This window comes from Xenorhabdus sp. SGI240, from assembly GCF_040081915.1.
Classification (GTDB): domain Bacteria; phylum Pseudomonadota; class Gammaproteobacteria; order Enterobacterales; family Enterobacteriaceae; genus Xenorhabdus; species Xenorhabdus bakwenae.
Genome location: NZ_JBEBMB010000001.1, coordinates 102,667 through 127,159 on the forward strand (window position 1 = coordinate 102,667; position 24,493 = coordinate 127,159).

Sequence of the window (24,493 nt, forward strand, 5' to 3'; positions counted from 1 at the left end):
AAAATGAACAGATTAAGCCGGAAAGGCGCGTAGATTATCATAGCTCTTTTTGGCAATCATCAACGATTTATGCTTGTAGATGGAATATCGCACGATTTGGCATATTCGTTTGTTTTATCGTCAAATAGAGCGAGTTTTATCTCTCCAAAGTATTAGTAAAAATGATTAATTTATATTGAAATTATTTCCTGTATTGATTTTTATTTCGGTTACCTAAAATAAGAGGATAGCTTATAAAGGTTTTAATTTTATTTATTATTTATATGACTTATTACAATAAGTCATTGTTAAAAGACAATTGATAATTTTATTTTTGATCTGCTATTACCTTATTTAATTAGTAGTTATACCAATCCAACTTCAAGATGCGTGTTATATTTCCCCGCTACGCGGGGAAATTTCGCCCACTGCAAGGACTTCTTCAATCAAGGGAATAAGGCGTTTCAAAATTTTGTCTGTCCTGAATTTTTCACGACAAGCAATTCTGACTTGCCTGTCAGGAGCAATGCTATTGGTGGCAGCAACTTTAAACGCGCAAGGGAGCCGACGGGAATATGCATACGTTCACCGTTGACTTCATCAATCACAACAAACGCATTATCTTTGACATCAATACGTCCCATGCCAATAAAGATCATTGAATTCCTGTCCTTGATGGGAATGGGTTTTAATGGAATAAATACCATTACAGTGCCCTTATCAGCATTAACCCACAACCAAAGGATTTTGCCCTGCCAAATCCTTTCTGGTATTGCTCAAGGAAAAGTTTGCTATCTGACAAAGTGAGCACACCCTGAAAATCTACGCTGGAAAATACCACTTTCTGGCCAGAGGCTTTAAAGCTGCGATGTTGAGTATAGCGTTCAACATCCGGGGGAAAATCAAAGCGAATACCCCAATTAGCCAGCCGTCTTTCATCTTGTATCCAGGTTTGGGCGGCTTGCATCATTACTGATTCAATGTCTCCTGAGCGACCAGAATGTCTTGCCTGACGCTTGGCATGCATCAATACATCATGGCGAAGTTGTTTGCCTGAATTTTTATCTGTGAGGCAGACAGTGGGGTTCGTGCGGAGTTTGAACGCCAGTTTTTGTCCATTATGTAATTGAGGGGCAAAAGACCTGGTCTGAATCTGGAACCGCGGGGAATTGGCTATCGGTGTGGTCGTGGACAACACAAGAAATTCAGGTCTGCCACTTAAGCTCATCTCTTGCCTGAAAAGGAAATTGCGCGCTTCCTGCCCCGTAAACAATTGCCACAAGAGTTGGTGGGAAGCATAGACATCATTTTTCGTCTGTTTTCGTGATGGTGCTTGTATAGGGTAAGCAAAAGGGTGCAAGGTGACTTTAGACAGATACATGTGTTCCCTCCACGCCGGATAACTGGAACGATAATTGGTGCATCGTGCGTTGCGTAAACTGCCAGCGGCTGCGTGGTAGTGGCTCATTCCAAAGTTGATGAGTCAGTATTGTCGTATCAGGGATCATGATCTCGTCTTTATTTCCTTCCCAGAAATAACTCACGACATCATGATTACGCTGCCAATAATAGTGATTGGCCTTTTCTGATTGATAAGGCAAGAGAGGAAAAGGCGTATCAAGGGCTGCTTTTAATGACGGATATTCTGTCAGTTGCGGCATCATCGGCAGTGCAAGAGGGCAGGATTTTCGCCCAAGACTCAGCGTAAAAACGGGTTTTAGCAGCGCATCACGCAGGGCAGAAAGGGGGAAACTGGCCTGTTCGGTCAATGAAATTGCGATAACCCACACGCCATCAGCAAGGTAATCGCGTGAAGACAGTACGGTGTTTAATTTAGATTTATCACGTAACTCACTTTTACGGGTTGGGTGAGACTGTTTTTTCTCTTGCGAAGGAACCTGAGAGGTATGGTAATCCCGCATCAATAAACCGGAAACGATCTGTTTGATGGCAATTTTGACACTCTGCTGCAATGCCATGAGTTGTGTTTCATCATCGCGCCGGATGCCCAGTGCTGCACCTAATAATCCCAGAATAGCCGAACGGGTTGGGTAAGTGCCGGTTGGCCGGTTTTCACCAACCGCCTCCACCCCCCAACTGGCTAGTGCTCCATATAAACGAAAGACCAGGTAAGTCTTCATATTGGCCTCTTTTATTCAGTAACGAATTGAAGTAGATCAGCAAAACAACCTTTACCCGTGATGGCGTTGATGCTATAGCGCGTGTCAGCACAAGCGCCATAAACGTTATCGAAGTTTTCTCTCTGATCTTCTAACGCTTTGATGGCATCAGTTGCCTGATCTTCGCTATCAATGGGTTTTAAGAACGCAACAGACAGGGAGCGAGGCTGATATTCTCCCTTTTCCGCCAACACATAGCTGGCATAGGCGCGGGAGCCGAAACTGTTTTGTTTGCCGGACGGGGCGATTTTAATCGCGGCTTCTGTCAGGGCGGCGATGGCTTGGTTCGCCAATGCTTCATTGCCGGACAGATTTTCGATTAACAAAGATTTATTAATGCAGATATAGCTGTAGAACAGCGCGGCGGCAAAGCCGGTTTCGCCAATATGAGCCGAACCGGAATCGCTTTTGCCCGCATTGAGATCGTCAACAGCGGTAAAATAGTCATCTTCTACGGTAACACGGTGAACGCTGATCGCATGGGCAACCTGACAGGCGGCTTCCACATTATAGGCAGGGCTGGATGCCAGCATACGGCCAAACAGGGCAATATCTACGGCTGTTTTTTCTCTGCTCAGCAGATTCAGCTCTTCTTTGGTTGGTGCGCGATTTTCGTCGATAAGTTTATCGGCCAAAGCAAAGGTAGCCTCTTTTTCTGCCGGGCTGATATGTGCCAGTTGTTCAATTTCCAGGGGTTCATCTTTTTTCTTTTTGCCAAATACGTTCGCAATGGCAGAAGCCCATTCAGCCGCTTGCATCTCTTTAACTTCCCCATTAAGCAAGCGTTGATAAACCTGAAATCCAAAGCGCTTGGTACGAAAACCAAGGTGCTCTGCGAGGGCATCCTGAAACAGATCAGAGATGCGCCAGTGGCGTTTCAAACTTTGAGAACTCATTCTTAATCTCTCCGCTCCGCCCATTCTGGCGGTTTTAGGGCGTCCGAGATCGTCGCGGTTCAGGTTGGCTGGAGGGTAGGAAGTTAACAGATGTAGCTGAATAAATTGGCTCATTTAAAATTCCTTATTAGATTAAAAGTGGTTAATTATTGGCGTTATTTAGCGGCCTTGTAGTAATCCATCGCCCATTGCACACAGAGGCGTTTATTGGCTCGATAGGCTCTTGGCTGGTGGTACTCTCTCAACCATTGTTCAATATCTTTGGCGAGGGATAACACGGAAACCTGGCCTTTCAGTTGTTGTAGGATGCGCCGCAAACGCATAATAAATTCATCGGGTGTTTTGGCCGCCTGCAATTGGGCAAAGCGATGTGTACTGACAATCGGCTTGTCATTTTCGGTTTTGGTGCCAGCGGCAGTTGCCAGATTAGTGGTGGTGTTGGTTTTGACATACACCAACGTGACGGCAATCATCGCCCATCGCATAACGGTCTGTTGCTGAGCTTCTTTGATGATATCTTCAGGCAAACTGAACCATAATGCGCGAAAACCTTCGGTGAAAGTTGCTGCCTCAATATCCTGGCAACGCTTTAATTCAGCTTTAAAGAGCGTGGGTGCAGGGGGGATCTCTTTTTTCTTCAATTCTTCGGAGGATAAAAACATGCTTTCCCACCAGCGCAGTAAACGACCTTCACTTAGGTTATTCATTGATAACCTCCTCCTTCTTTTTGTTCTTGGATGATTGGGTTTCTATATTGTGCTCTGTCATAAATGACTTGATATCTTTAGAACCCATTAACCACTTGGTAAGAATTTGTCGTGCCTCGATTTTTTCGATGAGTTTTTGGGGATCGGTATCTTCTGACAGCACGAACTCATCAAAGAGATCAAAGCAGGTATTTCTGAGTTGGTAGAGCCAGATTTTAGCGTCTTCGGTGGATAGGGAAGAAGCTTTATGCTGGCTGCTGACAATCTGTCGTACAGCCTTAAAAAAGGCGGCCTGAGTGCGTTGATAGAAAGTCGCATCAATAAATGACATATCGCCTTTTATCTCATTCGGGCGACGGAACCACGCGCTTTTGATCTGGGTACGACACTGAGTTAATGCATTGGCAGAGAGGTTTTGTAGTGTTTTGACGCGCCGGAAAACAGCATCTTTCTTTTCAATCGGCATGGAAAACAGAGGCAGGGTGCTGGAGTACCAACCGCGGGCTTTCATGTTGTCCATATCATAGCCAAAAACCCATAACCGTGGCGTGGAACTCTGTTCATCGGCAAAATAATCATTGATCTGGTGAAAATGGTCGACAACCTGGGCTGCCTGTTGACCCTGTTTATCATCGGAAAAAGTCAGGCTATCCCAGATCTTGTAGGTAACACCACCAGGTTGCCCTTTGACAGAAAGGTGCTCTTCATCCGGTTTTTTCGGATTCCATCGATAGGGGGTTAGAGGATGTTGCCAGGTGCCAGAATAGTTGTTGCCATAGTTTTGGCTACGATAACTGGCAACGGATAGGTGAGTTGCCTGCCCCGTTAATTGGCAGATGGCGGGTTTATCCTCTATCTCCAGCCGGATTCGCCGTGGCATGGCCCAGTACATATGCAGTTCATGGACATTATGTGCGTAAATTTCTGTCCCTGCGGTTTGGCTGATATGCGTTTTACCCAACCAGGGAAAAACGTCTGAGCTATTGAGATCAGGATCTGGATAAGACCAACGTTCCCGATTAATGACATTAAGCCAAAGTTTTTGCCATAGCGAAGCATCCGGTTCTTGTGGCTGAATCAAGGTCGTTAGTGGGCCACCTCCCCGTAACCCGACACGATGTCCAACACCGCCGGCAGGAGCATTAATCTGTAATGTGAATAGTGCAATGGCGGCCATTTCAGGGGAGATCACGTCACATTGGTTGCGTTTAATAAAGTGATCAGTATTATCCTTCAATGTTTTTTCACCGGGTGATTCAATCAATAATCCTGAAATGTTGGAGGGTTTTCTTTCCGCTAACGAATCAAAATCCTGCATAAACAGAGGGCCATTCCCCGTCAGATTAAAAGCATGTTCTGCGCGATGAAATGCAGTCTGTAAGTCAGCTTGGGTAGGGGCTTGTTGATAAAATTCATACCATTCGTCTTCATCTTCAGGAGCAAAAACCGTTTGCAGCAAACCAATGGCTAACTGGTAAGCGGCGCCCTGAAAATCAGCCCGTGGCAGGGAAAAATCGACAACGGCAGGATCGCCGATTGCCGTCAGCGGTAACTTTTTCTCACTACCATTTCTCATTCTAAAAGTCAGCCATGCGTCTTTGACGAGGTTCATTACGCCTCCTGCTTAGGATAAAAACCGATGTTGGGATCATAAGTAAACTGGGGGTCACTCTCTGGCAGCCAGATTTGCAGGTATTTGACGGACTTGAATTGATCCTGTAGCCGCGCCACGGCTTGAGAAAGGGACTCTGGTACGGGTTGCAGCTTATCGGCAAATTTGTTTTTTGAAATTTTGACAATACTTAATTGGACAGGGAATTTTTCATCCTCTACCCACGGTATTAATTCCCCGTTTTCAGTCAGTTTGACGAGCAGCACACTCACCGTTTCGATATCGCTAAATCGGGTACTGATATCGCCGTCATCGTCATACCAGCCGTGGGCACTGCGTTTGCTATATTCATAGCGTTGCCATTGCAGGGCTTGTGAGCGTGCTGCGGCGTCTTTGCTCCGCCCTTTTCCTATCTCTTCATTATCCTTGTGTTTGAGTGCTTCAGGGATGTGTTCATCGGCGTCTTCACCATAAACGGCTTCGATCAAGGTTCGCGCCTCAGCAGGCATACGAATGGCACCTAAGCGCAGTAATTCGCGTAAGCCAAGCCATAAACGCCCGGCTGAACGATATACATATTGGGTATTGCGAAAATCTTTGCTCAACCAATCAGTTTTGGGTTGATCATCCCATTCTGGGGCGTGGAGATATAATTCAGGTGCAGATCGGCTATCGGTAATGCCTTGCTTGTATTCGCCATTTGCATTGCGAGTATGGCGGTGCAAACGACCAACCCGTTGAATCAAGTCATCGATCGGGCAGATATCGGAGATCATGACATCCGTATCTGCATCAAGGCTTTCCTGAAAGACTTGCGTTGTAATCAGGATCTTTCCTTGCCGATCCTTCTGCTTGCTTTCTTTACCAAATATTGCCAGCACACGATTTTCGATCGCTTTTCGGTCATGCAAAATAAAACGGCTGTGGAATAACAGGCAATTTTCCGGTTGCGCCATGTGCGATTGAATAAGCCGGAAAGCTTGGAGTGCATCATCCACTGAGTTGCGAACCCAAACCACGCATTGCCCATTCTGAGCGGCGTTGAGGGCAATTTGTACGCCGCCATCCAGATGATTCACGGTTTTTACCGTGACGGTACGGCTGACGTCTGGGCGACTGTGCAGGGGAGTTTCAATCAGTGGAGTTTCTGGATTTAACGTGACATGGGTTGCCAGTGGAAAGGCCATTTTTTGCAATTTCTGCGGTGGTATGCCGCTGGCAGATAACCAGATATCCACCAGCCGTTGCCGCTGTTTCAAGGAGAGTGTGGCAGTCAGTAATACCACGGAACCACCCTGGTGCAAGTGCAGACTTAATACGCTTTCCAGCAATGCAAACATGTAGTCATCGGTGGCGTGTACCTCGTCAAAGATCAATACCTTGCGATTTAACCCAATCAATCGAAGTGACTGATATTTTCTCGGTAAAACGGCAAGTAATGCCTGATCGATAGTGCCTACGCCCACCGAGGCCAATAGAGCTTTTTTATTAGAATCAGCCAACCATCGGTGGCACTGTGCTGTCGCGGTGCTATCGTCTCTGGTGTAGTCACTGTCGTTATGTTCAGACGTCAGGATGATGTCACGGAAATTATCATTCATTTCACGTGCACCGTGCGCGAGAACGATACTGGGCAGTTTGCCGTTTTTGGTATCGAACATATGATGATAATGCTTAGCGATTCGGCTAAACATGGCGTTGGAAGTCGCCATTGTTGGCAGGCCAAAATAGAAACCGTCCGCAGCCCCGGTTTGCATTAAGCGGTGAGTCAGGGCAAGGGCGGCTTCTGTTTTGCCTGCGCCCGTAACATCTTCCAGAATAAAAAGCTGTGGGGAGTCATCAATCGAGACTTCTTCCGCCCATTTTTGTAATGGAGTTGGTGAAAATTGGTAGTACTCCTGGATAGAAGTATAAGGAGATATCACGGGGGTGTTATGGATATCAATACCATCTAAGGCGATTTGGGCTTGTTTTTGGGTAATCAGCCAATATTTTGCCAGCGGAAGGGCTTTGGTTTGATAATGAAAATGGTAACAGTCAGAGCCTATCCAGTCTGCCAGCACGACAATACCGGCAAGTTGCCAACTCACTTGTTGTAGTTTGCGCCGCCACTCTTTTGAAAGTAGCTTTGCCAGTGGCAGATGAGGTTGAAAAAGTGTCAGCAGATCATGGGTAAATGCTGTGGCATCGATAACATTTTGGGGCTCGGTAAAATCGGTAATTGCGCTCCAATGATCATCATCAATGGGTTTACCATGATGACCAAGTATACACTGCATTAAAACCATTAACGTTTTCAGTGCTTGTTTCTTTTGTTTATCTTCACCGAATCGAAAGCCATCATTTCCCACTAAAGTCAACAGTACGTCATCCTGAATTTTTTTCCAGAAAAATAGCCCTAACCGATCATGCCTGAAAAATTTGGAATCATAGGGGGAGTATTGCTCCGGTTTAATTAGCTCAGTATTTTCCTGGGAATATAATTGCTGAAATGCAGAAGCAAATTTGCCGATATCATGCAGTACCAGAAAAAATGAAAACAGGTTTTGTAATGATTCTGATGATAATCCCAAAAAATTTGCGAGATCTTGCGTTAATTTCTTATGTGGCGCCAATAATAATTGGCCTACTGCGGCGACATCTAAGCAGTGATAAGCCAGGAGATGATAATTTTCGTTAGAATAGGGATTCTTTTTAGCTTTTCCCCAATATCGTGTGAGGTAATTAAAGTTATTTATTAAGTTAGTCATATGCTCTCATGAATAAATAAAATTATAACTTTCCTATATTAATAGTTTGTCATTAATCTTCTGTGTTTTCTATATATTGACTAAATCGAAGTAAATAACCATCTGGATCTTGAACGAGAAATTCTCTCTGACAGATTGTGGTATCACCTATGCAGTAATCATTATCTTCCAGTGGTCGATAAAGTTCTATTTCGTTAATTTTCAGATTTTCCAGGATTGGCATAATGTCATCGACTTCAATTTGAAAATTAATACCGCGCCCTAATGGATTATTGAGTTCTCCGGTATTCCAACCATTGTCATGAAATACTTCCAGCATTAATTGTGCTTCACCTAATCCTAAATAAACAAAGTCGGGATTTTCTCGACGAATTAATATTTCGAAACCCAATATTTTTTGATAGAAATCAAGTGAAGCCGCAAAATTGGTCACAGTAAGTTCTGGCACCATACGATTCCAGTAAGTTATTTCTGTTACATTGTTAGCAATCAAAGTGTTTTCCTGGGTGATTATATTATTTTAAAATAGCGAATTTCTTAAAAAATTAGCTAAATCAACTCTGTTAACAACGGATTTGGAGAATTTACCCTATTTTATATTATGTTATCACTAACATTCTATCTTATATGGAATATTGATCACATTTAAAATCACATGAGAAGGTAATGATGAAAATTTCATCTCATCTCGCTATGAATTAGATTTTTATGATAGTTTTTATAGTAAATTGTAATCCTTCGTGAATATTTTTTTCTGATAGTGTTTTATCTCTATATATCAGTGTTTGTTCATTTTGTAGGTGCTGCATTTTTATTTGTGTCAGCGCTTCTTTGCGCCATCTAATCAGGGTGCTTTTAGAGATTCCCTCTGATTTGGCCAGAGAGGAAATACTGATGTTGTAGGGCGGTAGCATTTTTTTTTGCATGGCTCGTTTTTTTTCAGGTGAATATCGTTTCAAATTTTGTCCCCTATGAGAATTTTTATGTGGAATATTTTAAAAGTGTAGAGGGAGTTTGTGGAAAGGCAAATTTTTTTTCAATTTCAAATAAAAGCAAAAAAAGAAAAACTTCTAAAAATTAGGCTGCTTGGATTATCATTTATTCACACCTGTTAGTGTATAGATTAGATATCCAGATAGATATTTATCCCCGTATCTACGGGGAACATAAGTTGTGATCAAATAAAAGTAAAAATAAAAACGGTTTATCCCCGTATTCACGGGGAAAAGTATTCATATCACTAAACTGTGGACATTTCTATTTTTTATCTTTTCTTAAGACAAATACATTCCTGATTGTTATCTTCACTATGTTTGCCAGAAGCAGTGATTTGAAGTGTAGCAAATCACCATCATTACGTCTCTATTGTGTTTATGATGATGGGCATGACTGTTGTTGTTATTCGCCAATCTGCATACGGGTTCAAAGCTTGATTTGTCCATTCAAGATAACAAAATTGTGCTTACACCAATCGAAGAAGAGTTAACGTTGGAATCACTGTTAGCCGGAAGTCCTAAAGAATATTTTACGGTAACAGATGAGGATAGAGAATGGATCAATGCTAATCCTGTTGGTAAGGAAGTGATTTGATGTACATACCAGACAAAGGAGACATTGTTTCATTGGATTTTGCTCCGAGCGCAGGGAAGTAAATGATGAAACGCCGCCCTGCGTTTGTGATCTCTCGAAAGATGTTTAACGAGCATACCGGATTTGCTGTTGTGATTCCCACTACCAGTACCGTGAGGGGCATGATGCTAGAAGTTGTCTTACCCGAAGAATTATCGACCCAGGGGGCAATTCTTATCCATCAAGTTCCGGTTTATCCCCGTGCTCACGGGGAACACGATAAATTCATCGGTTACTTGGGGGTTTCCCCCGGTTTATCCCCGTACTCACGGGGAACACTACCAGTGGAGAAAGTACTTACAGCGCGTTTACGGTTTATCCCCGTACTCACGGGGAACACTGGATTTACATAATCCAGCTATGATTGAAAAACGGTTTATCCCCGTACTCACGGGGAACACACTAAGATTATGTTTTAGTGGTTCTGGTTTTCCGGTTTATCCCCGTACTCACGGGGAACACTGATTGGCAATTGTTCTATGAGACACAAATAACGGTTTATCCCCGTACTCACGGGGAACACCTGAATACAAAATAGTGAAGAAGTAAACTAAACGGTTTATCCCCGTACTCACGGGGAACACGCATCATCTTCGGGAAGCCTGACGCTAATCACCGGTTTATCCCCGTACTCACGGGGAACACTCTAATTTTATCCATATGTTTTATAACATCTTTTTAGGGCGGAAAAATTCTACCATTTTTTTAGTCTATAAAGTCAGTCAAATTTTCGCTTTCATTCTGCTGTTTTACTATCTGTAATTCAGATCACATTTCATCCATATTTTTAATTCTTACTTACCAATTTATGAGATTTCCATCACAGAAATCGCAAAAGAACCTGTTGGCCTTAATGCAACAACAAAAAGAGTAAGGGTGTGAAAACTATTGTGTTATGCGGTGGGGATGTTACCAGCATGTTGGAAGATTTATTCAAGCGCGTGTAATCCATCACAATTTCAGCAATTACTGATAAATAAGATGCGAGTAGATTGGCATTTTTCACTAGAAAGCGTGTTGTGATGCTGTATAAATATGTTAAAACCGCGAGTTATTCCTCTGTACCTATCAATAACTGATTGCATTACATTGAAAATGAAGAAAAAACGACCAGCTTTACAAGATGTTGCCGACCTCGTTGGCGTCACAAAAATGACGGTCAGCCGTTTTTTACGTAATCCCGATCAGGTTTCTGACGCGTTGGGAAAACGAATCGCGGAAGCTGTGGAGCAACTAGGTTATATCCCTAACCGTGTACCCGATATTCTTTCCAATTCGACCAGTCGTGCAATAGGTGTTTTGCTTCCTTCATTGACCAATCAGGTCTTCGCCGAAGTCATTCGCGGTATTGAGCATGTGACTGATCGCAACGGATATCAGACTATGCTTGCCCACTATGGTTATTCTGCCCAAAAAGAAGAAGAACGTTTACTCTCCCTGCTTGCCTATAATATTGATGGCCTGATTCTGGCGGAACGCACACATACCTCCAAAACGTTAAAGGTGTTGCAAACAGTAGGCATACCCGTAGTTGAATTGATGGACAGTGTATCGCCTTGCCTTGATATTGCAGTAGGGATCGATAATTTAGCAGCGGCTCGTCAGATGACGATGGCGATGATCGAACGCGGCTGCAAAAACATTATTTATCTCGGTGCCCGGCAGGATGAACGAACGCTGATCCGTTTGCAAGGGTTTGAAATGGCGATGTTCAGTGCCGGGCTTCAACCAAGAAAAATGATGACACCCGTCAGCTCTTCTTATTCATTAGGCGCGCAGCTTTTGCAGGAATCCTGCCAGAAATATCCCGAAATTGATGGCCTGTTTTGTACGAATGATGATATCGCTATCGGGGCGATTTTTGAGTGCCAGCGGCAGGGGATCAAAATACCGGAAGAAATTGCGATAGCTGGCTTTCATGGTCATGATGTCGGCCAGGTAATGACACCCAAGCTTGCCAGCGTGCTGACTCCTCGTAACTTAATGGGACGCAAGGCAGCAGAATCCTTGCTTGCTCGTCTGAGTGGGGAAACGCTGGAACAAACTCTGATCGATGTTGGGTTTACCCTTTCATTGGGTGAAAGTGTTTAATTTTTGTAGCTCAAAATGATGCTTTCCCATTTTCAATTGCGATAAGCCTCACATTTTCCTTTTTTGATGGTTCTGATTGATTGCCTACCATCCAGCTCCACTGCTAATGTTACCGGCAATTAGTTACCGGTAACATTTGATGGTTACTATTCCACTGCTAATTTTTTATTATAAATCAAATGGATATCAAAGCAGTAAGGTCTGTGTAAAGGAGTTTGATATGAGTGATACCCAACAGCCAAACCACGTTTTTGTATTGATGGGGGTATCCGGCAGCGGTAAATCTGCGGTTGCCAGTGGTGTTGCCCGTGAACTAGGGGCTGCGTTTCTGGATGGGGACTTTCTTCATCCCCGTGCCAATATTACAAAAATGGCACAGGGTCATGCCTTGAATGATGATGATCGTCGGCCGTGGTTGATGGCACTCAATGATGCCATTTTTGCCATGCAGCGCACCAACCCTATCTCCCTGCTCGTGTGTTCTGCCTTGAAAAAAAACTATCGGGATATGTTACGTGATGGCAACAAAAACCTGTCATTTCTTTATATGAAAGGGGATCTTGGCTTAATCGAAAGCCGCCTGAAAGCCCGCAAGGGGCATTTCTTCAAGCCGCAAATGCTCATCTCGCAATTTGAGACACTGGAAGAGCCGACCAGTGATGAAAAGGATGTCCATCACATTGATATCAAACCTGATCTTGATGAAGTCATCAAAAATGTGATTAAAGCCATTGACCATATCCACGCCATTAACCGTATTAGTGAGGGATGTTCATGAGTACTGTAACTCTGGTTCTGACAGCCGTCGGCTCTGTTCTCCTATTATTGTTTTTGGTGATGAAAGCCAGGTTACATGCTTTTATTGCCTTGATGCTGGTTTCCGTGGGGGCAGGGATTTTTTCTGGTATGCCACTGGAGAAAATCACTCAGACAATGCAAGACGGTATGGCAGGCACTTTGGGCTTTCTTGCCGTTGTTGTCGCCCTTGGCGCAATGTTTGGCAAGATCCTGCATGAAACGGGTGCCCTTGACCAGATTGCCGTGAAATTGCTGGGGAGTTTTGGTGAAAAGCGGGCTAACTATGCATTGGGTGTGGCCGGGCTTGTCTGTGCGTTACCACTGTTTTTCGATGTGGCGGTTGTGTTGTTGATTGGTGTGGCATTCGCCGTTGCGCGTCGTACCAATGGCAATGTTGTGAAACTGGCGCTGCCATTGTTTGCAGGTGTTGCGGCGGCGGCGGCGTTTTTGGTCCCAGGACCAACGCCGATGATGCTGGCTTCCCAGATGGGCGCCGATTTTGGTTGGATGATCCTGATTGGCCTGAGTGCCGCCGTTCCGGGCATGTTATTGGCTGGCCCGATATACGGTAACTTTATCAGTAAATATGTGACACTGGATTTACCCAAAGATCTGGGTACACCAAGCATTGGCAAAAGCCAGATGCCTTCCTTTGCTTTCAGCCTGGCATTGGTTTTGTTCCCCTTAATATTGGTGGGCTTGAAAACCATTGGTGCACGTTTTGTTGATCAGCCATCAGCGCTATATCATTGGCTGGAATTTCTTGGCCATCCTTTCACTGCAATTTTGCTTGCTTGTCTGGTGGCGATATACGGGTTGGCGATCCGTCGTGGTATGAGTAAAGAGAAAGTCATGGAGGTCTGCTCTGCGGCGATCCAACCTGCGGGAATTATTTTGCTGGTGACAGGTGCAGGGGGGGTATTCAAACAAGTGCTGGTGGACTCCGGTGTTGGGCCTGCATTGGGCGATGCGTTGGTCGGTGCTGGCCTGCCAATCGCGCTGGCGTGTTTTATTTTGTCAGGTGCGGTGCGTGTGATTCAGGGTTCGGCAACGGTCGCGTGTTTGACCACGGTAGGGCTGGTTTTGCCCGTGATTGGCGAACTGGGTTATTCCGGTGCGCAAATGGCGGCGTTGTCAGTATGTATCGCCGGTGGTTCTTTGGTGCTTAGCCATGTGAACGATTCTGGTTTCTGGTTGTTTGGAAAGTTTACTGGTGCGACAGAAGCGCAAACCCTAAAAACCTGGACGATAATGGAAACGATTCTCGGCACAACCGGCGCGATGGTTGGCATGATCTATTTCGCTATGTTGTGATGAAGCCTTTTTAAGCGATTTTTTAATGGCACCTTATCCATCATAAGGTGCTGTTATCCACGGTTATTATTTATTCATTTTGGCACTTTTAAAAGCGTTATTTAAAGACTCTTACGACTTGCATATAGGAACTTTTATTATTCAACCAACCCCATAAACTGCTTATAAAGCGCTTCGGCACTGCGTTCATAACCGGTTGCGGAGAGGTGAATGTAATCAGGACGAGCGAGGTTTTGCTGTTCCCATCCTCTGATAGAACATGACCCACCCATATATTCCCGCCAATCCCAAAACAGGGTGCGCTGTTGTCTGGCAACGGTTTGTTGAATCTGAATCACATGATCAAGTAAGGCCGGTTGCTGTTTTTCACAGCTTGCTGCGGTTTTGTTTTTCAGCGAATCATTCGGCCCAATCAGCAGGATAACGGCTTGCGGCATGGTTTTGCGGATTTCTTGGATTTTAGCGGTCAAATCTTGCTGATAAGCCACCAAATCCAGTGAATCATTAAAGGCTTCATTGGTGCCATAAGCGAGAATAACCATATCCGGGTTTATCTGCGCCAACGTATCAATCCATTGCGGTTGCCATTTATCCAGTATATTAATGGTAGCGCCGTTAATCCCCAATGCAGATAATATAACGCCGGGATTTTGACGTTTTATCAGCCAACCGCCAATTTTCAATTGTGTATCCTGTGGATAGAGATTGATGGGGAAGCTCATGCTCTGTCCTGGCGAGAAATGCCATTCACTTTGTGTTGCGGGTAACTTTATGGTGGTAAATGGCGTTCTGATTTGAGTCGCTGTATGGGATTGATAGAGTGCACTCAGCCAGTATTTGCCACGAGCAGAGGAAGATTTGAGTTGTATCGTACTACTGGTACTCTCGGGAATAGCGATAAATCCCCCCAGTGGATAATCCGCCCGATTTTCCCTGCGGCTGCTTGAAAGCCACCAACCGGTTTTATCCTCAGAAAATTGTATTAAGGCGTTACGCTGGCCGGGAATGCTCATTGGGGGGATAAAACCCGGCCCTGCGTCGCCATAATGATTCTGTAATAAACTGCGCAACTTACCGGTAAAGAAATCGGCAGCCGTGTGTGAATCACCTAATTGTACAAAATGGAGTTGGCGGGTATCGCTGTGACGTAATTTATCTGTTAATAGCGCGAAATTGGGATCATCAAAATTCGTCAATTGTTGTTGACGGTGTATGTGTGTTGTCTGGCGTTCCGATGCCGGCTGAGATTTTTCCCCCTTGCACGATAATAGGCTGATTGAGAGCGCGATAGCCAGCACTGTGCCTACTATCCGATAACATCCACGGAACATGTTAAATGGTTGCATTTTCTTTAACTGGCTCCTGAATAAATGTGATCAATGAAAATAGATAATCCGCAATGGTTTGTTGCCCTTTCAAACTGAAATGAATACCGTCTCCGCTGCGGAGTTTGATGGTGCTGCTGTCATCGCCAATATAATCTGAATAATTATCTGACTGATATTTGAACATGTCATTAACCGCAACATAGATCTCGCCCTTTTTTTCTACCTCAGTCTGATACAATTTATTGAGGTAAGACATACCGCTGGAAAGTTTTTTCTGGCGCATATTCGGTGGCCCAACCCAAATAACATTAGCTTGATGTTGGCGCACATCATTTAAGATAGTTTCAATTCGTTGGCGATAAAGGTCTTCCCAGTTTTCACTGGCGAATTTCAAATAAGGCCCTCCGTGTCCTGAGGGCATATTCCACGGATCATTTGGGCCTAAAAATATCACGACCAACTTAATATCAGGGTGGGTTCTCAACGCATCGCTAATCGTTTTTGGCCAATCAAAGAAACCGGGATAAGACAACCCTGTACTTTGTTTACTTAAGTTAATGCTGGAAATGCCATATTGCTGAAACAACCGACGTTTTAAATGTGGGGCGACACCCTGCATCATTGAATCACCGGCAAATAACACCTTATCTTTTATGCCCAGATTAACATGGGTTTTCTGGGCAATTTCAATAACCGGATTTTCTACTGAACTCTTTGGCGGTAAAGAAGACTGAACGAGTTTAATATTTTTGTTCAGTAGCTCAGGAAAGGAGAAAGAGAGATTTTCGATAGGATACACGTAACCTCCCAGAAAGCGCAAGCCAACCTGAAAATCAGGGGGAAATACGGTCTGCCTGTTATCAATATTCATGGCTGATGACGGGTTATCCTGATGTTTTCCCTGCGCATATGCCATAAAAGTTTTACTGGCAGCAATGGCTCCTTGCTGCACATTATTCCCCAAATCCCACCACGGTTCCCCTTTGAGAGATGTCCAGGGACTATTACGGTGATATTTCTGTTGCCAGAAATTATCTAATGAACCTTGATTGAGCCAAATTAACATTAAGCTGGTCAATACCACGGTACAAATTGCTTGTCCGACTTTTTTCAGATTAGATGTAAATTCAGAAGTTAGCATAGATAAATCCCGGCATTCCTGAAGGTGACAAAATAAAGACTAAAGTAAGGATCAGGGCTAAGGGAATTGGGTAATAAACCCAGGAAATCAGGCCATGATTTTTTTCAATTTTGTTTCTGAAATTTACCAGCCAAGGATAGATAATAAAGAATCCCCAGAAAACCATTAATAGAGAACTGCTGGATAACAGGGATGTAAATGTTTCGCCGGCGAACAGTTGATTTAATACCGCCAGTGCATCATTAAATGTCGGGCTACGGAAAAAGATCCAGGCCAAGCAGACAAAATGGAATGTCACCACACGGGATAAAAATAATGTCATTGGGTTTCTGGCTTGTGGCTCCCTCTGTTTCCTGGAAACAGGGAGCAGGGCATTTTTAATATTTTGCAGAATTAATCCTAATCCATGAATAGCCCCCCAGATAATAAAACTAAGACCAGCCCCGTGCCATAGGCCAGAAATCACCATAGCGGTGAATATATTCAGGTTCTTGCGGAATACGCCTTTTTTGTTACCACCTAATGGAATGTAGACATAATCACGGATAAATGTTGATAGGCTGATATGCCAGCGTCGCCAAAATACCTGTAAGTTTTCAGCCAAATAAGGGGCATCAAAATTGCGTGGCACTTTGTAGCCTAATAGCAGGGCGATACCTGTGACAAGGTCGGTATAACCGGAAAAGTTAAAGTAGATATTCCAGGCATAAGCATAAATTGCCACGAGAACTTGCCCGGCATGATGGCTAATCGGGTCTTCAAAAACGGGATTCACCAGATACTCAGAGAGCGTAGAACTGAGCAAAAAGAGTTTTACGATAGCGAGAGCAATCAATAATAGCGCCTTCAAGGGTTCCAGAATCATTCTGGATGCGACCTGAATCTGTGGCAAAAAATCTTTGGCTCGGTTAATCGGTCCGGCGACCATGCTGGGAAAAAAGCAAAGATACAAAATGACATCCGGCAATGGCGCGGCAGGCAGCTCTTTCTTGCATACCGATACAACATAGCTGACCGAATGGAACGCATAAAATGACAAACCTAACGGCATCAGCCATTCAAGGACAGGGAGTTCCACGTTGATCCCGACATTAGCCAATGTTTGTTGAATCGACTCTTGAAAGAAAGAGTAATATTTGAAAACAGTGAAACAGCCGAGAAGCCCGAATGTCAGTAGTGTAAATATGGCCTTAGTGGATAAATAATGACTAAGAATATTCGCCAAAAAGTAAATAAACAGGGTATAGGCGAATAAAATGTAGGCGAACTTGGCTGCAAAAGAGAATACAAATAAATAACTCGCTAAAATTAACACGCCATTCTGTAGCCTGGGCGCTTTTTGTAAAAGCCAATAGACAACCAGCAGAATAACAAACGATCCAAGGAACTCAAAAGAGAAGAAATTCATATTAGGCTCTGGTTAACCATTTATCATTGGGAGAAAGAATGTAATTCTGAAATGCATTATATACCAATCCAACTTCAAGAGGCGTGTTATATTTCCCCGCAGCACGGGGAAATATAAGGCTTCGTGTCGTCTTGCGGATCGCAACTTGACGTTTATCGAGTATAGTATGGAACTTGTCGATGTTTACAGTAGATAATACAGCGACAGATTATAAAAAAAGAATCCACTTTGTCATTAATACAATGTGGATTGTTGGAGGAGTGTTATTGGATGGACAATTCTTGCGCTTGTGAAATCAGTTCTTTGTTGCCATTAAATACCCGATGTAAATAGCGATTATAGTCAGATCCCAGTTCAGAATAACCATTGAGATTATCAATCAGCTTACTGATATTCAGCGGCTCCTGTGTTGTTCTCTGCCTTGCACGTGAAGAGCGCAGTGACTCATAAGCACGATGCGTATTCAGGTTTTTCATATAGGCAACGACGGATGCATTGATAGTAGGGTAAACTGAATAACCTTTGACTTTTCCTTTCGTTTTGCTGCAAGAGCTGCAACGCATTCCAAACAGATTATTATTTTTTTTGGCAAGTTCTGACGTTCCCCAACCCGATTCAGCCGCTGCTTGAGTGGCAACAAAATGGGTGGGAATAATATCAACCCGACTTAATAACTTATTCCAATTAAGCTGTTTTGGCGAATTACAGGTCATTTTGTAATCCATGCAGATCTTTTTCAATCGGTGACTATCCTGTACAGACCAATGATGATTCTTTTGGTGTGACAGGAGCCATTTGCGGTCTTGCATAATCTTTTGATTATGTTGATCAATTACAGGGACAATAATATTTAAAAACGCTTTCTTCCGAGGTGTACCTGAAGGGTATTGTCGCAAATCAGGCAAACTTACCAGCATGCTATTGTGAGAATACTCTTGCACTTTTGAGGTACTGGTCGAGGCATGGCTCAGACCGGTAAAGATTAATGAGATAAAGAAAGCGAAGACCGCACTTGTCCTCATCATTAGAGAGGGCATTGCTTCTCCTCTTTTTATTACTCTGGATAAAAATTAGACGAATATTAGCAGAGCAAACAATATATGGCTACTGATATTCGTCATTCATAAGTTTCGTTTCTGTAACGAATATTAGCACCCTACTGACAAATATCTATATTTTTTACTTTGTATAGTAAATTAATGTAATAAATAGTATGGTTTTATCTGGTGAACAGGGTTACCGATGTTATATTTTATCATGCTATATTGTCCGTTTATGTAACTTGATTTAATGCATTATCTTTATTTAACGCTATGTTATTAATTAAATATTCCTAATTTTCATTTAACTCTCATTGGGGGGTGAGTTTTTGCTTTATTGGCTACTGTAAATTGTTTATGTTTTATTATCTGTTTTTCTGGCTTATTTTAAGTTTTTTATCTGAATTTTAGTATGATAAGTTAAATTTAATAAAATATATACTCGATAAACTGCAAGTTGCAATCCGCAAGACGACGCAAGGCCTTATATGTCCCCGCTGCGCGAGGAAATATAACACGCATCTTGACGTTGGATTGGTATAAAAGGCAATATTTTTTTGCTGAAGAAAATATGATCATTAATATCACAATGGTGAAATTATTTCCGATTGGGGAATAAATTGTTTTTATTCACCGTACGACAATTGAATAATTTAATGAAAAAGATTAACAAAGAATTAGGGAGCTGAAGCTCCCTAATTGTGCATGATGAAAAATCAACGAAACTTTACAGCCATTTAGCAATACCACCGTGGCGAGAGCAGGCTCCTTTACGGGATTTACTCTTGCTATAGCTACCATCTTTACAAAGAGCCGTATTAGCGCCTTTTTTGACTGAGCTATTTCTATTTTTCTTCTTTGATACTTTTTGGCTTTTTACTTTTTTGGTAACTTTTTTCTCTAATGAATGAGCTTTGTTTTTTGCTGACTTAACATTTTGTTCTACTGCCGTTGCTGTTTTTGAGGCGGCTTCGGCGGCGGTTGACACTGCTGGCGCTGCAAGTGTTGCACTTGAAAACAGCACCAGTAATGCTGCAACTGATAACTTCAAGCTTTTCATCATATAGTTCCTCTGATTAGAGTACTGAAACTCGAAATCTACTCTTGCAGTCTGGAGTATAGTTTTGAATGTTATGATTGCAAATTTAACATAGAGAGTAAAAAAATAACGCAAATCAAGTATGGGGTGGCATTATGAAAGAAGTAACGATCATTACTGGTGGTTCCCGTGGTATCGGTAAGGCCACGGCGATTTGTTTGGCAAAACAAGGGCACCATATCTGTATTGGCTATCGTAACCGTGAAGATAGCGCTTATGAAGTGGTGGATATGATCCGTGCCCTTGGGCAGTCAGCAATTGCGGTTCAGGTGGATATTGCGGATGAAAAGCAAGTGATAGCATTGTTCCAGAAGGCGGAAAAAGAGTTGGGGTATATTTCTGGGTTAGTGAACAATGCCGGGATCTTAAAACCTCAAGCTACCATTGAACAGTTGACGGCAGAGCGGTTAAATGAAATTTTTGCCACTAATATTACTGGCGCCTTTCTCTGTGCACGTGAAGCGGTTAAGAGAATGGCTTTGCGTCACGGTGGGCAAGGTGGCGTCATCGTCAATGTTTCATCCGCTGCCGCTCGACTGGGTTCTCCCCATGAATACGTTGATTATGCGGCATCGAAAGGGGCTATTGATACGCTGACAATTGGGTTGGCACAAGAGGTGGCTGCACAGGGGATCAGGGTAAATGCTGTTCGCCCTGGATTCATTTATACCGAAATGCATGCCGATGGTGGAGAGCCTGGACGAGTTGAAAGAATCAAAGATTCCTTGCCTATGAAACGGGGAGGACAGCCGGAAGAAGTTGCTCAGGCCATTGCATGGCTGCTATCTGATGAATCGTCGTATGTTACAGGCAATTTCATTGACTTGGCTGGTGGTAAATAGCCCATAGAGTGCGAAATGCCGTTTAAATAAGGCGGTATTTAATATCAGATAATATAAAAGCCGGAATTCTGCTTAATATTTCTTTCCGGCTAATCAATGGGAAACTATTTTTGTAGTGACCCTTGATTTTAAGCCAATATTTCCATCAATTTAGGTTTTAGAATAATTTTGTCAGGCTGTATTTCAATGTTAATAGGTTGTTCTACTAAATTGCTGATCGTTAGCCAGTCTCCGGCAATATAAAGTTCACCATTTTCACGAATATTGTCGATTCCTTGGTATGGGTTATTTTCCATTTCGTTGATTAAACAGGCTAAATCTGCGTTAGGATCAATAAGAGAAATAATAACGCCATTGGAAAACTGTGAGATATGAAATAATTCATTTGCGGTAAATCCAGCATCGCTGAGTGCACTGCCGTTCAGTATTAATTCTGGGGTATCAATGTCAGAATAGCGAAATGAAACATGAAGGTTCATTTGTACGCTCCTTGTGTTATGGATATACGGCGATACTCTATCAGCACTTTGCCCGCACTGCACCGCGAATTCATACGTGTTTTTCATCTAAATAGTATTCATTGTTAATGATCGATATCTACCCTAGCGGTTAGTTGGCTAATATGCCATCGGGAATGTTGCTCTTTGCGAAGCAACTCGCAAAAAATGACTGGATATTTATTCATTTTGAAATGCATCTTTGAAGTGAGAACAAAAAATAACTCTATAAATAATTATGTGATTTTCTGTGTTATCAAAGGGGTGAATAAAAGGATCTTAGTCTGTTGTTTCTTTGACAGGTTATATTTTTTATCCTGTACCTATTATAAATATTGACATTATATACCAATCCAACTTCAAGATGCGTGTTATATTTCCCTGCGCAGGGAAATATAAGGCCTCGCGTCGTCTTGCGGATTGCAACTTGCAGTTTATCGAGTATATGTCGTGAAAATGCTAAAGAGTTTTAAACAGGAATATTAAAATGAAACGTATTCCAACCTCTTTCCGCATTAAAATGGCAGAAATATCCGTATGATCACCTCAGATTTCCAGTGATCAATTTCAGGCTTAGGTTCAGGCTAATGAATTATATACCCCTCGTAATTGAAGATGCTTGATTTTTCATTCTTATCAGATCATGATCGTGACCATGAAAATTCATCTGACAGCAGATCAAAAGAAAGCCCTCGAATTGATGCATGATGCGCTATATGAACACATCCCGTTTGCAAGACAAAAATCACGCTGACATCGACGGTAGGTTGCAGCTCTATATCCGGCCTTATTGCAGCCGATGCGGCGGGCCTCGATGTAATCCGCTGACTTGCTCCTCATTCTCGTGACGAGCTTTAAGCTCACCGAATCATTCAGGTTTAACATGTCACGGTCTTATCTGTCTTTGTCATCATTATTATTGCCTCAGCAATCTTTCTGCATTCATCCTTGTTGTTAAATGTTAAGCTTGACCAGTGAAATACCTTAATACGGCCTGACACTGACGTAATCTTTTTGATACTCACGCTCATGGACTACCCGTGCCCAAACAGTACGAGCCAGCTTATTGGCCATGCCCACTATCGCTTGCCGTCACCCACGGCAACGGGGCTTTCGTGGCTAAGGCGGCTGCCCTTGCACCGTGGATAAACAAGGTCCTCAGATAAGTATCCCCCCGTTTACTGATCCCCAATAATTTGATCCGGCCTCCCGTTCCCGTCTGTTTCGGCACTAATCCCAAATAGGAGGAAAATTCTCTACCCGACCGGAAAGCACTGGGGTCGCCCATCGTGGCGATGGCAGCAGTCGCAATCAGCACGCCGATACCGGGAATTTTCATAATCCGCTGACAATCGGCATTCTGCTTTGCCCACGCCGTTAGTTGGTTTTCCACTTGTTCAATTTGTTCGTCGATTTCGGTCAAACGATGATATTGCTCTTCAAGCAGAGCAAGCAGGAACGGGGCCAGTTTTTTTCTGAGTCGTTCAAGTACCTCAGGCATGGCCTTATCCAGAGAAGCTCTGCCTTTATGCACGGTTTCACCAAATTCCAGTAGCAAACCATGCAGCGCATTGATTTGTGCGGTTCTGAATTTGACTAATTGGTGGCGCATTCGGTGTAATGACAGAATGGCCTGTTGCTCTTCATTTTTAATCGCGACCGATTTGCCGGGTTGCTGAACCGCCAGCCAAATGGCCCGGGCATCCTGAACATCGTTTTTATTTCCCATCCGGAACGCTTTAACAAATTTAGCCTGAAGCAAACGCACGTCATGCCCCTGCTTCCTCAGCTCCCGTGCCCAATAGTGGGCACCGCCACAAGCCTCCATACCAATCAGACAAGGTTGCCGGTTACTGAAGAACGTTAAGAAATCATTCCGCCGCAACTGTTTATCAATGACTTCACCGGTGTATTCATCAACAAAATGAATTTGCATCAGATGTTTTGCAATATCGACGCCAAAAGGAGTATATTTCATGGGTGGATCCTCCAGTCATCAGGGAGCAACAGGCTCCCACTTTTAGGCACTATAAGGCCGGAAATCTGTGAGGATCCACACCTCATCTCTCAATTCCAGCACAATGCCAAAGGCTAAGTGGTTGGGATGTGTTCATTACATTCTCGGTGATGCGATAATAACTGCGTCGCCCCAGTTTTTCTATCGTAAGCCATCCCTCTTTTTGCATGCGAAATACGGATGTCCGCAAGAAATGGTCATTGAATCCCATCGGCTCCAGCAGAAAATTCAGGCTGCCAAGACAGACTTCACCTCCACGGTGGCTGAGAGCATCACCATACAGCGAGATGATCAGAGACGTTCCACTGATAGGTTGAGCATCAAGAGCATGCCGAATAAAGTCGTCAAGTTTATGTGTCATATTTTTTCGTACTCTGCACAAAAGTGTGTCATGACATTAACATAACTGTATATACCTATCATCTTTCAGGTTGCCGCTTTATTGACAGTACTCATTAATTTCACCTGCCCCTAATTGTCATTTTCAAAAGACGACTGCACATTCTGTCAGAACTTGGCTGCACTGGATTGCTGGAGTTGTATAGCCAATCGTCGAGCTGTAGTTCTGATAGGAGAGCATAAGCTCTCTATAAGATCCGACATTTTTAATGCTTAATAAAAGAAATAATACAATTGAAAGTGATTACAATTTGTGTTTATATTATCAATATTATTAATAATTATGGATTTTTTTAAGTGTCAGACAACTTACTTGCTGGATTAGTACTTATTGCGGGGTACCATGGTGTAAATTTAGATAGTCAGATGATAAAACAGAGGTTTTGTGATGAAAATGGCAACGTTGGTGTGACTCAGTGTTTGCTGGCTGCTAAAAAAACGCCCTTTATGCAAGAGTAGTAAAAAAGAAAATAGAACGATTGAAATATATTCAACTTCCTGCCCTCATTTTAAATAAAGATAAATCTTTTTTCATTTTATTAAGGGCAGAAGAAGATAAATTTTTAATCTACGATATAGAAAGTACGCGATGCTCGACTTTCGTGGTGAGTTGAAATGACATAGCCGCTCCTTTATAACTTTAAGTCGCCAAACTGAGAGAAATAAAGGAACAAAGGCTATGTCACAGCAAGATTTTATCATTTGGGTGTTTTGTTGTGTAGATGACAATTTAACGCATTTACAACAAGGTATGCGATTCAGAAGT

The 24,493-nt window shown here is 43.1% G+C and carries 19 protein-coding genes, 3 pseudogenes and 1 CRISPR repeat array; of the genes and pseudogenes, 5 read left to right on the forward strand and 17 right to left on the reverse strand.

The annotated features are described in order from the left end of the window. Positions 1-515: 515 nt before the first annotated feature. The 9 genes and pseudogenes from ABLA76_RS00450 to ABLA76_RS00490 all read right to left on the reverse strand — a co-directional run. Positions 516-686 (reverse strand): annotated as a pseudogene (locus ABLA76_RS00450) (subtype I-E CRISPR-associated endonuclease Cas1); the annotation flags it as partial. Beyond that, positions 686-1,360, reverse strand: a complete 675-nt coding sequence (gene cas6e / locus ABLA76_RS00455; RefSeq protein ID WP_348986438.1) for a type I-E CRISPR-associated protein Cas6/Cse3/CasE — start codon at positions 1,358-1,360, stop codon at positions 686-688. The pseudogene ABLA76_RS00450 and the gene cas6e, both read right to left, overlap by 1 nt. After that, the gene (cas5e, locus tag ABLA76_RS00460) at positions 1,347-2,120 is read right to left on the reverse strand and encodes a type I-E CRISPR-associated protein Cas5/CasD (protein ID WP_348986439.1); all 774 of its coding nucleotides are present in this window, start codon (positions 2,118-2,120) and stop codon (positions 1,347-1,349) included. Before cas5e ends, cas6e begins: the two co-directional genes overlap by 14 nt. A gap of 11 nt (positions 2,121-2,131) precedes the next feature. Beyond that, on the reverse strand, positions 2,132-3,169 hold the full coding sequence (gene cas7e, locus ABLA76_RS00465) for a type I-E CRISPR-associated protein Cas7/Cse4/CasC (protein WP_348986440.1): 1,038 nt from the start codon (positions 3,167-3,169) through the stop codon (positions 2,132-2,134). Between the two features lie 41 nt (positions 3,170-3,210). Next, positions 3,211-3,762, reverse strand: a complete 552-nt coding sequence (casB, locus tag ABLA76_RS00470; protein WP_348986441.1) for a type I-E CRISPR-associated protein Cse2/CasB — start codon at positions 3,760-3,762, stop codon at positions 3,211-3,213. Continuing rightward, complete coding sequence (gene casA, locus ABLA76_RS00475) at positions 3,755-5,374, reverse strand: type I-E CRISPR-associated protein Cse1/CasA (protein ID WP_348986442.1); 1,620 nt, start codon at positions 5,372-5,374, stop codon at positions 3,755-3,757. Before casA ends, casB begins: the two co-directional genes overlap by 8 nt. Then, positions 5,374-8,124 carry a CRISPR-associated helicase Cas3' gene (gene cas3 / locus ABLA76_RS00480; RefSeq protein ID WP_348986443.1) on the reverse strand — a complete coding sequence of 917 codons (2,751 nt, stop codon included), beginning with the start codon at positions 8,122-8,124 and terminating at the stop codon, positions 5,374-5,376. Before cas3 ends, casA begins: the two co-directional genes overlap by 1 nt. A gap of 52 nt (positions 8,125-8,176) precedes the next feature. After that, positions 8,177-8,575 carry a VOC family protein gene (locus ABLA76_RS00485; protein ID WP_348986455.1) on the reverse strand — a complete coding sequence of 133 codons (399 nt, stop codon included), beginning with the start codon at positions 8,573-8,575 and terminating at the stop codon, positions 8,177-8,179. 247 nt (positions 8,576-8,822) lie between these two features. Further along, positions 8,823-9,083 (reverse strand): transposase, encoded by a 261-nt coding sequence (locus ABLA76_RS00490; protein WP_348986444.1) that lies wholly within the window; start codon positions 9,081-9,083, stop codon positions 8,823-8,825. Between the two features lie 433 nt (positions 9,084-9,516). On the opposite strand from ABLA76_RS00490, the gene ABLA76_RS00495 reads away from it, so the two are divergent. From ABLA76_RS00495 to gntU, 4 genes are all read left to right on the forward strand, one after another. Continuing rightward, positions 9,517-9,714: an AbrB/MazE/SpoVT family DNA-binding domain-containing protein gene (locus ABLA76_RS00495; protein WP_348986445.1), complete on the forward strand. Its 198-nt coding sequence runs from the start codon at positions 9,517-9,519 to the stop codon at positions 9,712-9,714. A gap of 225 nt (positions 9,715-9,939) precedes the next feature. Further along, positions 9,940-10,398: a CRISPR direct-repeat array (repeat unit 29 nt; unit sequence CGGTTTATCCCCGTACTCACGGGGAACAC). A 450-nt stretch (positions 10,399-10,848) separates the two neighbouring features. After that, on the forward strand, positions 10,849-11,844 hold the full coding sequence (gene gntR, locus ABLA76_RS00500) for a gluconate operon transcriptional repressor GntR (RefSeq protein WP_348986456.1): 996 nt from the start codon (positions 10,849-10,851) through the stop codon (positions 11,842-11,844). A gap of 220 nt (positions 11,845-12,064) precedes the next feature. Further along, the gene (gntK, locus tag ABLA76_RS00505) at positions 12,065-12,622 is read left to right on the forward strand and encodes a gluconokinase (RefSeq protein ID WP_047768847.1); all 558 of its coding nucleotides are present in this window, start codon (positions 12,065-12,067) and stop codon (positions 12,620-12,622) included. Then, positions 12,619-13,956, forward strand: coding sequence for a gluconate transporter (gene gntU, locus ABLA76_RS00510; RefSeq protein WP_348986446.1), 1,338 nt, complete (start codon positions 12,619-12,621; stop codon positions 13,954-13,956). The genes gntK and gntU overlap by 4 nt, the downstream gene beginning before the upstream one ends. A 137-nt stretch (positions 13,957-14,093) precedes the next feature. Here the strand turns inward: gntU and ABLA76_RS00515 are convergent, their stop codons facing one another. The 5 genes from ABLA76_RS00515 to ABLA76_RS00535 form a co-directional block, all read right to left on the reverse strand. After that, positions 14,094-15,302, reverse strand: coding sequence for an SGNH/GDSL hydrolase family protein (locus tag ABLA76_RS00515; RefSeq protein WP_348986447.1), 1,209 nt, complete (start codon positions 15,300-15,302; stop codon positions 14,094-14,096). Next, on the reverse strand, positions 15,289-16,425 hold the full coding sequence (locus ABLA76_RS00520) for an SGNH family hydrolase (RefSeq protein WP_348986448.1): 1,137 nt from the start codon (positions 16,423-16,425) through the stop codon (positions 15,289-15,291). Before ABLA76_RS00520 ends, ABLA76_RS00515 begins: the two co-directional genes overlap by 14 nt. Beyond that, complete coding sequence (locus tag ABLA76_RS00525) at positions 16,412-17,833, reverse strand: MBOAT family O-acyltransferase (protein ID WP_348986449.1); 1,422 nt, start codon at positions 17,831-17,833, stop codon at positions 16,412-16,414. The genes ABLA76_RS00520 and ABLA76_RS00525 overlap by 14 nt, the downstream gene beginning before the upstream one ends. Before the next feature lie 263 nt (positions 17,834-18,096). Further along, positions 18,097-18,870, reverse strand: a complete 774-nt coding sequence (locus tag ABLA76_RS00530) for a protein bax (RefSeq protein ID WP_348986450.1) — start codon at positions 18,868-18,870, stop codon at positions 18,097-18,099. A gap of 730 nt (positions 18,871-19,600) precedes the next feature. Beyond that, complete coding sequence (locus ABLA76_RS00535) at positions 19,601-19,936, reverse strand: DUF3761 domain-containing protein (protein ID WP_348986451.1); 336 nt, start codon at positions 19,934-19,936, stop codon at positions 19,601-19,603. A 131-nt stretch (positions 19,937-20,067) separates the two neighbouring features. Between ABLA76_RS00535 and ABLA76_RS00540 the strand changes: the two genes are divergently transcribed. Continuing rightward, entirely contained in the window at positions 20,068-20,814 is a 747-nt protein-coding gene (locus ABLA76_RS00540) for an SDR family oxidoreductase (RefSeq protein WP_285809386.1), read from the forward strand. A gap of 128 nt (positions 20,815-20,942) precedes the next feature. On the opposite strand, the gene ABLA76_RS00545 is transcribed toward ABLA76_RS00540, so the two are convergent. From ABLA76_RS00545 to ABLA76_RS00555, 3 genes and pseudogenes are all read right to left on the reverse strand, one after another. Further along, a complete protein-coding gene (locus tag ABLA76_RS00545) occupies positions 20,943-21,293 on the reverse strand; it encodes a SymE family type I addiction module toxin (protein WP_047768868.1) in 351 nt (116 codons plus the stop codon). Between the two features lie 1,002 nt (positions 21,294-22,295). After that, positions 22,296-23,289 (reverse strand): annotated as a pseudogene (locus ABLA76_RS00550) (IS110 family transposase). Between the two features lie 142 nt (positions 23,290-23,431). Next, positions 23,432-23,689: pseudogene (locus ABLA76_RS00555) on the reverse strand (phenylacetic acid degradation operon negative regulatory protein PaaX); the annotation flags it as partial. Positions 23,690-24,493: the final 804 nt, after the last annotated feature.

Bases quoted from the DNA above. Each gene is read 5' to 3' on its own strand.
- cas6e (WP_348986438.1), bottom strand. From the start codon at position 1,360: ATGTATCTGTCTAAAGTCACCTTGCACCCTTTTGCTTACCCTATACAA.
- cas5e (WP_348986439.1), bottom strand. From the start codon at position 2,120: ATGAAGACTTACCTGGTCTTTCGTTTATATGGAGCACTAGCCAGTTGG.
- cas7e (WP_348986440.1), bottom strand. From the start codon at position 3,169: ATGAGCCAATTTATTCAGCTACATCTGTTAACTTCCTACCCTCCAGCC.
- casB (WP_348986441.1), bottom strand. From the start codon at position 3,762: ATGAATAACCTAAGTGAAGGTCGTTTACTGCGCTGGTGGGAAAGCATG.
- casA (WP_348986442.1), bottom strand. From the start codon at position 5,374: ATGAACCTCGTCAAAGACGCATGGCTGACTTTTAGAATGAGAAATGGT.
- cas3 (WP_348986443.1), bottom strand. From the start codon at position 8,124: ATGACTAACTTAATAAATAACTTTAATTACCTCACACGATATTGGGGA.
- ABLA76_RS00485 (WP_348986455.1), bottom strand. From the start codon at position 8,575: ATGGTGCCAGAACTTACTGTGACCAATTTTGCGGCTTCACTTGATTTC.
- gntR (WP_348986456.1), top strand. From the start codon at position 10,849: ATGAAGAAAAAACGACCAGCTTTACAAGATGTTGCCGACCTCGTTGGC.
- gntK (WP_047768847.1), top strand. From the start codon at position 12,065: ATGAGTGATACCCAACAGCCAAACCACGTTTTTGTATTGATGGGGGTA.
- gntU (WP_348986446.1), top strand. From the start codon at position 12,619: ATGAGTACTGTAACTCTGGTTCTGACAGCCGTCGGCTCTGTTCTCCTA.
- ABLA76_RS00515 (WP_348986447.1), bottom strand. From the start codon at position 15,302: ATGCAACCATTTAACATGTTCCGTGGATGTTATCGGATAGTAGGCACA.
- ABLA76_RS00520 (WP_348986448.1), bottom strand. From the start codon at position 16,425: ATGCTAACTTCTGAATTTACATCTAATCTGAAAAAAGTCGGACAAGCA.
- ABLA76_RS00525 (WP_348986449.1), bottom strand. From the start codon at position 17,833: ATGAATTTCTTCTCTTTTGAGTTCCTTGGATCGTTTGTTATTCTGCTG.
- ABLA76_RS00530 (WP_348986450.1), bottom strand. From the start codon at position 18,870: ATGCCCTCTCTAATGATGAGGACAAGTGCGGTCTTCGCTTTCTTTATC.
- ABLA76_RS00535 (WP_348986451.1), bottom strand. From the start codon at position 19,936: ATGATGAAAAGCTTGAAGTTATCAGTTGCAGCATTACTGGTGCTGTTT.
- ABLA76_RS00540 (WP_285809386.1), top strand. From the start codon at position 20,068: ATGAAAGAAGTAACGATCATTACTGGTGGTTCCCGTGGTATCGGTAAG.
- ABLA76_RS00545 (WP_047768868.1), bottom strand. From the start codon at position 21,293: ATGAACCTTCATGTTTCATTTCGCTATTCTGACATTGATACCCCAGAA.